This window comes from Alteromonas sp. WD8-37, assembly GCF_055326825.1.
Map to the genome: position 1 here is coordinate 68,066 of NZ_JBUZOV010000002.1, position 12,462 is coordinate 80,527.

The following is a 12,462-nucleotide window of genomic DNA, read 5'->3' on the forward strand; positions in this document are numbered from 1 at the left end:
CTGAGCATACTGTGTGCTATAGCCACTGCTACACCTGAGTTTTACCCCTCCACATCCGGCCAGCAATGAAATCACCTCGCGTTAATCCGATTTCATCGACCTGTAAGCAGCGTCTCGCATGGCTTTGAGAAAAATAGCGTAGCTAGTAAAAAAGTCGTGCTTGGCCGGCATAATTTGTGTGCTAGTATCCGCCCATCGGTGCCGCCGGCGCTGATCTGTAACCGGCCTAAGCCAGTTAAAAGGCCAACAAGCGATCAAAAAGTGGACATAGCGATTTCGCTTGCACAGGAAGCAGATGAAAACACGGTATGCTTTTGCGAACACGCTACGTATTTTTATAACTATTATTTTTTGAAAGGCGAGCAATGCTTAGTAACGAAGAACTCAATACCCTATCTTCTATTCGCCAGCGCATTCGTGATCACTACCGGATTGACGAGTCGGTGGCAATCGATCAAATTTTACCAATTGCCGAGGTAAACCCGCGGGCCCGCAGCCGGGCCTGGGAACGCGCCCGTAAAATGGTGCTCAAAATCCGCCGTGAGCAACAAGGCCATGGTGGGGTGGATGCCCTGCTAAATGAATATTCACTGTCTACCGCCGAAGGGGTGGTATTGATGTGTCTGGCCGAAGCGCTATTACGGGTTCCGGATGAAGAAACTCAGGATGAATTGATCCGCGATAAATTATCGCAGGGCAAATGGACCCCGCACTTAGGTAATTCTGAATCCTTATTTGTGAATGCCTCGGCCTGGGGCCTGCTGCTGACCGGCAATATGGTCAACTATGCCGACAAGCGCAAATCCGAACAATTTGGCTTGCTTAAACGTACCCTGGGCCGCCTGGGCGAGCCGGTGATCCGCCGCTCAATGAACATTGCCATGCGTGTGATGGGCCGTCAGTTTGTCATGGGCGAAACCATCGAAGATGCGGTGGAGCGGGCCAAGGAAAAAGAGAAAAAAGGCTACGTGTATTCGTACGATATGCTGGGTGAAGCGGCCCGCACCATGAAAGACGCAGAGCGTTTTTATGACTCGTACGCTCATGCGATTAAAATCATCGGTAAAGCCGCCGGTGGCCGCGGGCCGAAAAAATCGCCGGGTATCTCGGTTAAACTGTCTGCCTTGCACCCGCGCTTTGAGTTTTTGCAGCGCGACCGGGTTTTAAAAGAAATTCCGCCCAAGCTGAAAGCGCTGTGCATGATGGCCAAAGAGTATGACATCAAGCTCACTGTGGATGCTGAAGAAGCTGACCGGCTGGATATATCGCTGGATATTATCGAAGAAGTGTTCCGTGATGAAGACTTAGGCGATTGGACCGGATTTGGTATGGCAGTACAGGCTTACCAAAAACGCGGCCTGCATGTGATTGACTGGATCCGTAAGCTGACCCAGGAAACCGGCCGGACCATGATGGTGCGTTTGGTAAAAGGTGCCTACTGGGATACCGAGATAAAGATGAGCCAGCAAGCCGGTGTGGATACCTTCCCGGTATTTACCCGCAAATCCTCTACCGATGTGTCGTTCCACGCTTGTGCGAACCGCCTGCTGGATTACCGCGACACCATCTACCCGCAGTTTGCCACGCACAATGCCTACTCGGCATCGGTGATCCTGGAACTGGCCGGCGATGATAAGAATGGCTTTGAATTCCAGTGTCTGCACGGCATGGGCGACACCTTGTATGACCAGGTGGTGACCGAAGATAAAATTCAGTGCCGGGTGTATGCCCCGGTTGGGGATCATGAAGATCTGCTGGCCTATCTGGTTCGTCGCTTACTGGAAAATGGTGCGAACTCCTCGTTCGTGAATGCCATCGTGGATGATGAAAAGCCAGTGGAATCCCTGCTGGAAGATCCGGTGGAAAAAACCCAGCGCCTGAAAAACCGCTATAACAAGTTCATCAAGCCACCGCGCGAACTGTACGGTGATGAGCGTGAAAATTCCCATGGTCTGGATTTGACCGACCACATCGCGGTCAATGCCCTGCACCACGAACTGGAAAAATGGAATAAGCATTATTCCATCAGTGAGGGCGATATCCCTGAAGGTGGCACCGCAGTGCGCAACCCAGCTGATCACAGCGATATTGTGGGCTACCACATGTATGCCAATCAGGAAGACATGCGAAAAGCACTGGATACTGCCGCTGATGCTTTTGATGGCTGGGCAAAACGTTCCATGGATGACCGCGCTGAGATTCTAGAGCGCACTGCCTTCGCCCTGGAACGCCACATGGGTGAACTGATCGCTATCTGTATCCGCGAAGCCGGTAAGGTAGCGCAGGATGGTATCGATGAAGTGCGTGAAGCGGTAGACTTTTTACGTTATTACGCAGCCCGTGCCCGTGAGCTGGATGAGGATCAGCGTTATGTGCCGCGTGGTGTGGTGCTGTGTATTTCGCCGTGGAATTTCCCGCTGGCCATCTTCACCGGCCAGGTGGCCGCAGCGCTGGTTACCGGTAATACCGTAGTGGCCAAGCCGGCCGAACAAACCAGTCTGGTAGCTAAACGCTGTATTGAAATCATGCGCTCGGTAGGCTTGCCGGACGATGTATTGCAGCTGTTGATTTGCCCGGGTAAAGGCGTGGGTGAAACCCTGCTGCCAGACGAGCGCATCAAAGCGGTGATGTTTACCGGTTCAACCCAGACTGGCTCGCTGATCTCGCGTACCCTGGCGGAACGGGGTGGTGAACAGGTACCGCTGATTGCGGAAACAGGTGGCCAGAACTGTATGATTGTGGACTCTACTGCCCTGCCTGAGCAGGTAGTGGATGACATCGTACACTCCGGCTTTCAAAGTGCCGGCCAGCGCTGTTCGGCGCTGCGGGTATTGTATGTGCAGGAAGACATTGCCGACAAGCTGACCACGATGCTCATCGGGGCGATGAAAGAGCTGCAAATCGGCGATCCGCTGTATCTGAAAACTGATGTGGGCCCGGTGATCGACCAAAAAGCGCTGGATAGCCTGCAGAAGCATGAAGAATACATGAAAGATCATGGCAAGTTGCTGCACCAGTGCCCGCTGCCAGAAGGGGCCGAGAACGCCACCTTCTATCCGCCAACTCTATATGAGATTGAAGGCATTGATGTGCTGGAGCAAGAAACCTTTGGCCCGGTCATCCATGTGATCCGCTTTAAAGGTGACGAAATTGAATCTGTGGTAGAAAAAGTCAACAGCACCGGCTATGGCCTGACCATGGGTATTCACTCGCGTATCGAAGAGCGGGCGTACCATCTGGCGGCATTAAGCCGGGCCGGTAATGTGTATATCAACCGCAATATGATCGGGGCAATTGTCGGTGTGCAGCCCTTTGGTGGGCGTGGCTTATCCGGTACCGGCCCTAAAGCGGGCGGTCCTAACTATCTGCCGCGTCTGATGATGGAGCGGGCCACGCCTAAACCATCACGGGTGGAAGACTTAGAGCATCTGGATAGCGCACTGGCCGGTGATGACAACGCCCGCCAACATGCGGCCGACCTGATGGACCAGGCATTGGCTGTAGAAGCCAAGTGGCGCCATACGGCGCTTAACGATCGCATCTCGGCTGTACGCCAGTTGCTGGCCAAAATTGCCAAGGTGGATATCGTTGACGAGCTGGCCGATGACTTGAATCGCACCCTGGCCACATCGCGCCAGCAGCTGATTCAGATTGAACGCCGCTTAAAAGAAGCCAAGCAGTTGCCAGGGCCTACTGGGGAGTCGAACAAACTGTATCTGGAGCCCCGTGGCATCATGGTTTGTTTTGCTGATAAAGGGGTATCGTTTGAATACTGGACCCTGTCGGTGGTAACCGCACTGGCAACCGGCAACGTGGTGGTGTCCGTGGTGTCTGATTTATTCTACGAAGAGGCCAAGGAATTCCAGAAAAAATTCAATAAATCGGGTGCACCAGAAGGGGTGTTCCAGGTGGCGAAGCTGGAAAACTTAGAAGCCTTGCTGATGGATGAAGATCTGGCCGGTGTGGTGGTGGATTCACACACCGAACGGACTGCACAGATCTCGGCGATGCTGGCGTCCCGTGAAGGTGGCCCCATCATTCCGGTGATCACAGCTGAATATAATGACAATATGATTCAGCGGGTCATGACAGAAAAAACCATCAGTATCGACACTACAGCGTCAGGCGGTAATACCTCTCTAATGACCCTGGTCGAAGATGAGGAATAATCAGGCGCAAGTCTGCTAACAAAAAGCCCCGCTCGACGCGGGGCTTTTTTTATGTCTGTGATATCAGTAACTGTTACCAAACAGCAACAGCGTGCAGGCTAGGCCCACTCGCTGTTGCGACTGCGCTTTTTCGGCAGATAGGTCAGGATGACACCCAGCAGAATACCGGCGCCGGCCACCATACCACCGCGGGTAAACCATTTAATCATTTCATCTTTTTCCTGATTTTCCAGGGTGGTGGACAATTGCTTTAATTCCCGCGCCTGCTCACCGGTTTCAGTTTTCAGGCTGTTGAGCTCCTGGCGCGCGTCGGCCAGTTGCTGTTTCAGGCGGCTGTTTTCTGATTGCAGACCCTGCAGGCTAGCCTGGCTGTCGGCCAGGCGCTGGCTTAAAATAGGCAGCTGTTCGGCGCGCGACATCTGATCGCTGACATACCGACTTTCTACCCAGCCGGTGCGGCCTTCGGTATGTTCTTTTATTTTCATAAACTCGGCATCACGATTATTTTCCAGGATCGTGATGGGGGTACCGGCTTCCACACTGCCTAAGATCCGGTAATTTCTGCCGGCACCCGAATGCATGAAAATATACAGCTCGTCTTTAATATAATGGGAGGACGAGGGCTCCATGTCCGGCGTATCCTGAAGCGCGAAGGCCTGAGAAGAAAATGCAATTGCGGCAACCGCAAGCCACTGTCGAAACATAAAGTATCCGTTATGAATTAACCAAACCAAAATTGGCAGAAACTGTGAAAACCATTTGCCGGCGTTAACACCGGTCGTTGAGTCAGTCTGACCACCCACTCTTTTGCACGTTAGAGAGCAAGCATCGTGCCGCTTGCTACCACAGCCAATACTGTAACCTGCCGGCATCCGAAACGGTAGGGGCTAAGTGAAATTCGCCGCCATTTATCTGCATTGTGATTGCTAAACACCCCTTGCGCGGGTATGGTGACACACACTTGCAATTACCATCACGCCCTTGTGTTTCATGGCTGAAATTGAATTAAAATTTATTTGTCAGGACGAGGCCATTCAGGCTTTTGATCAGGCGGTGGTCCCGGCGCTTTCCCAACTGGGCATGAGTATCAGCACCCCGCGCCAGCTGACCCTGCAAAATACCTACTACGATACTTCCGAACATGATTTTCAACAGCGTAAGATTGGCTTTCGGGTGCGTGGCTGTGATGGCCGCTACGAACAAACCCTGAAAACCCAGGGCACCGTACGCGGCGGCCTGCATGAGCGGGCCGAGCACAATATTGACCTGCCCCAGGCTGAACCGGATTTGACCCTGTTTGACGCCTCGGTCTGGCCGCGGGGCTTGCGGGCTGCCGATTTGAATGCGCGCTTGCAGGCGCAGTTTTCCACCCATTTTACCCGCACGGTGTATGACATAAAGTTTGAGGGCAGCGAGGTGGAGCTGGTATTAGATGTTGGCCAGGCAACCACCGACAAAGCCGAATCACCCATCTGTGAGATTGAGCTTGAGCTTAAGGCCGGCCCGGTGGCAGCGCTGTTTGATATTGCCGAGGTGATTAACAGCATTCTGCCGGTGCGGGTGTCGGATGTGTCCAAAGCCGCCCAGGGCTATCAGTTACTCAATGGCGTGACCGCTACGGTGCGACCACTGCCGGAAGTGCTGCCGCTGCCCGCCGAAGTGGCCACCGAAAAAGCTTTCATTGAATCAGCGCAGCTGGCGCTGGCTCACTGGCAGTATCATGAGCATATGTATTTGCAAACCGGCTCGCTAAAAATGCTGGCCGAGGTGGCTACCGCGGTGCGCTTATTGCTGCAGTGTGTGTCCTTGTATTTGCCGGTGCTGCAATGTAATCAGCTGCTCGAGCTGCACCGTCAGCTGATGCACTATGTGCCGCGCTGGGCATGGCAGGATGATTTGCAGTCACTGCGTTATGTGGTGTCGAAAAAGAGCCTGTTTAATAAATGTTTGACGCGCTACCCGGCGGTGCAAAGTTATCTGCAGGGGCGTAAGGCCGGTATGCTGCAGGCCCATGATCCACAAACCTTGCTGTTTGATACCGAGTCCACTGCCATCAAACTGGCCACCACCCGGCTGTTGAACGACAAGCCCTGGCAGCAGGAATCCACCACCTATGCCATGCCGGTGATTGAACATGCCAAGGGTTGGTTGTCGCAGGGCTGGCAGACCGTGCAGCAAAGCATGGTGTCGGCCAATACCACTGCCGCGGCCAATTATATTGCGGTGGAAGTGGTACTGCGCCAAACTCTGTTAAACGGCTTTTTGCTGGCCGATTTGTTCAACGGCGAGTGGCGCGCTTTTCGGGCCCCCTGGCTGGATATTTTGACCGGTATTGATGAGTTAAAAGCCCTGATATTGCTTAACACCCTGGTCAGCGAGGCTGAGGTGGAAGAGCGCGAGGCCATCGCCAGCTGGGTGAAAGACAAAAAGCACAGCCTGCTGGTGGTAATGGATCGCACCCGTCAGGTGGGCATGCAGGGCGATACCTACTGGTAATGGCCATGGTCTTTTTAAATATCCAAGGATGTTCGCATGGATGATAACAACATCTGGACCCTGTACGCGTTGGTGTCGCTGGTCGGATTATGGCTGGTGGCACTGAGCCTGTTTTGGGTGCGCCGGGAACAGCTGCAGCGCGCTGGCTGGCTGGGCGCGGCCTTACTGTGCTGGCCATTGCAGCTGCTTGACGAAGTGGTGCGTTTTAGCCCGCCCGCCTGGCAGGTGCTTGCCGGACTTACCGATTTTATCCCGGTGCTGGCAGTCAGTCTGGCCTACCGGGCGTTAAAGCCGGCGCTGGTAGCCAAGGGTATTGCCTCGGTTCGCTTATCATGGCTGCCGCTGGCCATCTGCGTGCTGGCTCAGTTGCCGTTTGCCTTAAGTGGCGCGGCTGAAAAACAGCAAATTCTGGCACTGGCCCCTATCGGCCTCCCACTGGATTTTTGGCCGGTGTACACCAGTGCCATGCTCAGCAGCTTTGCCGTCCTGGTGCTGGGGCTTATCACCATTGAGCTGGTGCAAACCTACCATCATTATTTGCCCGAGCAGGTGGTGGACCCGCAGGAATATCGACTGCGCGGCGTGACCGGCGCCTATATTCTGCTGGTGGCCGTGGGCATCATCGCGGTATTGCTGATTACCGCCGTCACCTTTGGCTTTTTAGCCGTGGACAGCTGGCCCACCATTGTGACGGTGATGCTGGCAGCCGCCAGTTTGCTGGTCCTGGTGGTGTTATGCCGGCCGCAATCCACCTCGCCGTCGGTACTGGATTACGATCGCCTGGAAGCCCGCCGCGCGCCGCAGGTCGACATGCGTGATGCGCTAACCCGTGCCGAAGCCGTGATTGCTCAGCAAAGTGTATTTACCAAGGTCGGCCTGACCATCAACGAAGTAGCGGTGCGGGCCAGGGTGGATGCCACCACGCTGGCCATTGCCCTGCATCTGCTGGAGGACAAAAGCTTTCGCCAGTATGTATTTGGCTTTCGGCTGGAATTTGCGCGCAAAGTGTTGCTGCGCACCGATGCCAATATTGCCGGGCTGGCCAAAAAGCTCGGCCTGCACTCAGAGCAGTTTATGGGTAAAGTGTTGGTCAATCATCTGCGCAAACTGCGCTAGCTGAAGGCATCGGCCAGAATGTCGGCGGTAAAGGTTTTGCGTAAATAAAAGCCGCGCGGACGGGTGCGGATCAGTTGGCCGTCCGGGCCCATGGCTTCGGTCAGCGCGCTGCCGTTGGCTGCCTTGGGTCGGATATGCAGCGCCTGACCATGGCGCGCCGTGATTTTTTCCACTTCCCCCAGTACCACCATTTCGGTCAACTCTTCCCAGTCTTGTTGCAACACCGCATCCTGTTGCGCGCTGGGCTGCCATAAACAAGCCGTGGCGACCCGCCGCTCGGCCACCGGGATGTGGCGTTCCCCTTCTACCGGCAACCACAACACCTGGCCCAGTTTGTTGCGCACATTACTGGCCTGCCAGGTAATGCCTGGCGGCTGTAACAGTGGCGCATAACACACATAGGTGGTTTCCAGCGGACGCAAGGCTGCATCAATGGGAATAGTTTTAAGCTCTACCCCCAGGGTGGGAAAGTCCTGCTGCGGACGGGAGCCGGCAGTGGCGCCTAACCACAACTCCAACAACTGACCCTGCCAGCCTTTATGCCGCTGCAAATTGGCCGGCACCCTCACCCCGGCCATGTCGGCCAGCTCGCCCAGCGATAAGCCGGCAATGCGCTGGCAGCGCTCAAGCAGGTCGGCCACCGAGGTTGGCGGTGTGGTCGGATGTCGCACAGGTCACCTTTGTAATGTGAGGTCGGGGCTGCAGTGTACGTGGCCTGCACGCGAATGAAAAGATCCACGCCGGGCTGGCAAAATGCGCGCGCATCATTAATGCTTTGAATGGGCAACAGATTATGGTCAAATGCAAAGTAACATAAAAATTAAAGGTGCCCGGGAGTCTACGTGATCGATGCCGACGGATTCCGTGCGAATGTGGGCATAGTGATTTGCAACAAAATAGGACAAGTGTTTTGGGCAAGACGTTATGGTCAACATTCATGGCAGTTTCCACAAGGCGGAATTGATGAAGGGGAAACTGCAGAGCAAGCGATGTACAGGGAGTTGCATGAGGAAGTCGGGTTACGCCCCAATGATGTGTCTGTCATGGGAGTTACCCGCAACTGGTTGCGCTACAAGCTGCCAAAGCGGCTGATTCGCCAGGGGAGCAACCCGGTCTGTATTGGCCAGAAGCAAAAATGGTTTTTGCTACAACTCACCTGTCAGGATGCCGATGTGGATGTGCTCAAATCGGGCCATCCGGAATTTGATGACTGGCGTTGGGTCAGTTACTGGTATCCGGTGCGTAATGTGGTGTCATTTAAACGTGATGTCTATCGCAAAGTGATGAAAGAGTTTGTGCCACTGGCGATGCCGCCAGGCGGTAAACCCGTTCAGACCCAGCAGGCCAAACGGCCGCGCAAGCGGCGCCGGGGGTAACACAGGAGAGGTGATGCGTGGCTAACCAGGGCAGTATGCTCACAACGCTTAAGCGGATCGTTCAGGAGGTCAGTCAGATCCCGGAACTCGATCAGGCGTTGTTGCGCGTGGCCAGCCGGGTCAAAAAAGTCATGCAGGTCGACTCCTGCTCCATTTACCTGGCCGATTATGACGCCCAGGATTTTGTGTTAAAAGCCACCGACGGCCTCGACCCGGATGCGGTGGACCAGGTTCGCATTGGCTTTGCCGAAGGCTTGATCGGCCTGGTGGGGCAGCGCGAAGAACCACTGAACATTGAAAATGCCCCGGAACACCCGCGCTTCAAACATTACCCCGAAGTGCGCGAAGACAATTACAAAGCCTTCTTGGGGACCCCGGTGATCCACCAGCGCAAAGTGCTGGGGGTTATCACCATGCAGCACACCCAGCTGCGCTATTTCAACGAAGATGAAGAAGCCTTTTTGGTGACCCTGGCAGCGCAGCTGGCGCTGGAGATCACCAATGCCGAAATTCGTGGCGCGCTGACCAATAACAGCAGTGTTGTCAGCCGCGGCCCGCAGCAAAAAAATGTTATGGGGATCGCCGGCTCACCGGGGCTGGCCATCGGCCATGGGTTTTCCACCGACTCCACAGTGGATTTACGCCGCCTGGTGGTAAAGCGCGCCGATGACCTGGCGCGTCAGGTACAAATTTATCGCAAGGCAGTGGAAATCACCCGCCGGCAGGTGGATGAGCTGTCCAACAGTTTAGAAGATGGCATCCCGGATGATGTAAAAGCCATTTTTCAGCTCTATCATCATCTGTTGGATGCCAACAGCTTAGGCCGCGAGGTGGAAGCCAAAATTCAGCAGCACTGGTGCGCTGGCTCGTCGCTAAAAATGGTGGTGGAAGATTATGCTGCACGCTTTGCCAACATGGATGATCCCTACATGCAGGAGCGGGCCATCGACATCATTGATTTGTCGAATCGGATCCTGACCAATATCCTGCTGGAAACCAAAGGCCATGATGCACGGGCGCCCATCGCCGAACGCGACAGTATCCTGGTGGCCGAAGAAGTCTCCGCCACCATGCTGGCTGAATTTCCGCGTGAATTTTTAAAAGGCATCATTTCTATTCGCGGCTCCAATAATTCCCATGCAGCCATTCTGGCCCGGGCCATGGGAGTACCGGCGGTAATGGGCTGTCAGAATGTGTCGCCCAGCTTGTTGGAAGGCAAAGAAATCTTGCTCGATGGTTATTCCGGCGAAGTCATCATCGCCCCGGAGCGGCATATCCGTTCAGGCTTTGTGCAGCTCGTGGAAGAAGAAAATCTGTTATCAGAGCGCATTGATGCTGAGGCCAGCCAGCCCTGTGAAAGCCTGGATGGCTGCCGTATGGCGCTGTTGATCAATGCCGGCTTGTCGGTAGAGATTGAAACCATGGCCCGCAGCCAGGGTAATGGCATTGGCTTATATCGCACCGAAATCCCGTTTATGCTGCGCGAAAGTTTTCCGTCAGAAAAAGAACAAATCAAGCTGTATCGCGAGGTGCTTAGCTGTGTGCCCGAGCAGCAGGTGACCATGCGTACCCTGGATGTGGGCGGCGATAAACCGCTGCCGTATTTTCCTATCAATGAAGAAAACCCGTTTTTGGGTTGGCGCGGCGTGCGCCTGACTCTGGATCATCCGGAAATCTTTTTGGTCCAGATACGGGCCATGCTTAAAGCCAGCCTGGGGCTGGATAATCTGCAAATCATGCTGCCGATGATTTCCTCGGTCAATGAAGTTAAAGAAGCCACCCGGTTGATAGATCAGGCCTTTTTTGAAGTGCAGGATGAGGTCAAAGACCAGGGCGGCCTGGTACGGCCTAAAATTGGGGTGATGCTGGAAGTCCCCTCAGTGCTTTATCAACTGCCGCAACTTGCCCGCCATGTGGATTTTTTCTCGGTGGGCAGCAATGATCTGACCCAGTATTTACTGGCGGTGGATCGCAACAATACCCGGGTGGCCAGCCTGTATAACAGTTATCACCCGGCGGTGCTGAGCGCCTTGTACGACATTGTGCGCCAGTCTGATGGCAACCAGATTCCGGTCACCGTGTGTGGTGAAATTGCCGGTGAGCCGGGCGGCGCGATTTTACTGATGGGCATGGGCTATCGGCGCTTAAGCATGAATGCCCACAACCTGCGCAAAATCAACTGGGTCATACGCAATGTGAACCTGGTGGAAGCCCGTCATCTTCTCTCCTGCGCCCTGACCGCTAGCACCCACCAGGAAGTGTATGCGCTCATCAATCACTATCTGGAGCAAAAAGGCTTGGGCGGCCTGATCCGCGCCGGTTCCTGAGCGCAGTCAGTTTGCCTGTCGTTCCGACAGAATATTTTATCTGAATCAGCCCCCCCGGCCGGCCAATCTGTGGTAGGCTGAGCGCGCATTTTGACCGGCGCGCGCACTGACTTGCATAAATATATGGGCTGCGCCCGGCACGATCTCACTGGCACATCGTTGGAAAACATATGGAACCGCTGTATACAATTGTAACCTGGTGCCTGGGGCTGGGCTTGCTGGTGGGCTTTTTAGCCGGCATGCTGGGAATTGGCGGCGGCCTGATTATTGTGCCGGCCTTGTCCTTTCTGTTGGTACATTATTTAAAGCTGGATACCGGCCTGGTGATGCCGATAGCGGTGGCCACCTCGTTATCCACCATCATTTTTACCGGCACCTCTTCGGCGCTGGCCCATTACCGGCTGGGCAATATTAATCTGCGTGTGGTGGGCTATGCCGGCATCGGTATTGCTGTGGGTGCAGTGGCCGGGGCTCAGTTTGCCAGCAGCATTTCCGGCCATTTGCTGAAAAATATTTTTGCGGTGCTGGTGATGCTGATTGCCGCGCAAATGGTTTTTGGCAAACGCGAAACATCGCGCCATCACGCCGGACCGGTCATCTTAGGCGGCATCGGCGCTGGCACCGGCTTTATCAGCGCATTGATGGGCATTGGCGGCGGCGCGCTGCTGGTACCAGCGCTGGTCTGGTTTCAGGTTAATATTCGCCAGGCGATTGGCTGCGCTGCGGTCAGCGGGCTGGTGATTGCGGTGTTTGGCAGTGTGAGCTTTGTGTTGGCCGGGCTGGGTAATCCCGCTTTGCCAGAGCAAGCGCTGGGCTTTATCTTTTGGCCAGCAACCTTAGGCATTGTGGCCACCTCGGTGTTTACCGCTGGTATGGGGGCCCGGCTGGGCCAGCGCATGGACACTCAACTTTTAAAAAAGGTACTGGCGGTGTTGCTGGTACTGGTCAGTATTCGCATGATTGCAGGAATTGAATAAC

The 12,462-nt window shown here is 54.8% G+C and carries 8 protein-coding genes; 6 read left to right on the forward strand and 2 right to left on the reverse strand.

What is annotated here, in order from left to right; all coding sequences use genetic code 11:
• Positions 1–365 precede the first annotated feature (365 nt).
• Positions 366–4,169, forward strand: a complete 3,804-nt coding sequence (gene putA / locus ACTUJZ_RS05720) for a bifunctional proline dehydrogenase/L-glutamate gamma-semialdehyde dehydrogenase PutA (protein ID WP_463635329.1) — start codon at positions 366–368, stop codon at positions 4,167–4,169.
• 98 nt (positions 4,170–4,267) lie between these two features.
• On the opposite strand, the gene ACTUJZ_RS05725 is transcribed toward putA, so the two are convergent.
• On the reverse strand, positions 4,268–4,873 hold the full coding sequence (locus ACTUJZ_RS05725) for a TIGR04211 family SH3 domain-containing protein (RefSeq protein WP_463635330.1): 606 nt from the start codon (positions 4,871–4,873) through the stop codon (positions 4,268–4,270).
• A 286-nt stretch (positions 4,874–5,159) separates the two neighbouring features.
• On the opposite strand from ACTUJZ_RS05725, the gene ACTUJZ_RS05730 reads away from it, so the two are divergent.
• Together ACTUJZ_RS05730 and ACTUJZ_RS05735 are read left to right on the forward strand one after the other, a co-directional pair.
• Positions 5,160–6,665, forward strand: coding sequence for a CYTH domain-containing protein (locus tag ACTUJZ_RS05730; protein ID WP_463635331.1), 1,506 nt, complete (start codon positions 5,160–5,162; stop codon positions 6,663–6,665).
• Positions 6,666–6,701: 36 nt separating this feature from the next.
• Positions 6,702–7,781, forward strand: a complete 1,080-nt coding sequence (locus ACTUJZ_RS05735; RefSeq protein ID WP_463635332.1) for a helix-turn-helix domain-containing protein — start codon at positions 6,702–6,704, stop codon at positions 7,779–7,781.
• Here ACTUJZ_RS05735 and mutH read toward each other — a convergent pair.
• Entirely contained in the window at positions 7,778–8,452 is a 675-nt protein-coding gene (gene mutH / locus ACTUJZ_RS05740; protein ID WP_463635333.1) for a DNA mismatch repair endonuclease MutH, read from the reverse strand. The genes ACTUJZ_RS05735 and mutH overlap by 4 nt on opposite strands.
• A gap of 171 nt (positions 8,453–8,623) precedes the next feature.
• On the opposite strand from mutH, the gene rppH reads away from it, so the two are divergent.
• From rppH to ACTUJZ_RS05755, 3 genes are all read left to right on the forward strand, one after another.
• Positions 8,624–9,157: an RNA pyrophosphohydrolase gene (gene rppH / locus ACTUJZ_RS05745; RefSeq protein ID WP_463635334.1), complete on the forward strand. Its 534-nt coding sequence runs from the start codon at positions 8,624–8,626 to the stop codon at positions 9,155–9,157.
• 35 nt (positions 9,158–9,192) lie between these two features.
• Positions 9,193–11,484: a phosphoenolpyruvate--protein phosphotransferase gene (ptsP, locus tag ACTUJZ_RS05750; protein WP_463635929.1), complete on the forward strand. Its 2,292-nt coding sequence runs from the start codon at positions 9,193–9,195 to the stop codon at positions 11,482–11,484.
• A 170-nt stretch (positions 11,485–11,654) separates the two neighbouring features.
• Positions 11,655–12,461, forward strand: coding sequence for a sulfite exporter TauE/SafE family protein (locus ACTUJZ_RS05755; RefSeq protein WP_463635335.1), 807 nt, complete (start codon positions 11,655–11,657; stop codon positions 12,459–12,461).
• The last annotated feature ends 1 nt before the right edge of the window (position 12,462 follow it).

Excerpts from the sequence above, each read along its gene's own strand:
- putA (WP_463635329.1), top strand. The coding sequence starts at position 366 with ATGCTTAGTAACGAAGAACTCAATACCCTATCTTCTATTCGCCAGCGC.
- ACTUJZ_RS05725 (WP_463635330.1), bottom strand. The coding sequence starts at position 4,873 with ATGTTTCGACAGTGGCTTGCGGTTGCCGCAATTGCATTTTCTTCTCAG.
- ACTUJZ_RS05730 (WP_463635331.1), top strand. The coding sequence starts at position 5,160 with ATGGCTGAAATTGAATTAAAATTTATTTGTCAGGACGAGGCCATTCAG.
- ACTUJZ_RS05735 (WP_463635332.1), top strand. The coding sequence starts at position 6,702 with ATGGATGATAACAACATCTGGACCCTGTACGCGTTGGTGTCGCTGGTC.
- ptsP (WP_463635929.1), top strand. The coding sequence starts at position 9,193 with ATGCTCACAACGCTTAAGCGGATCGTTCAGGAGGTCAGTCAGATCCCG.
- ACTUJZ_RS05755 (WP_463635335.1), top strand. The coding sequence starts at position 11,655 with ATGGAACCGCTGTATACAATTGTAACCTGGTGCCTGGGGCTGGGCTTG.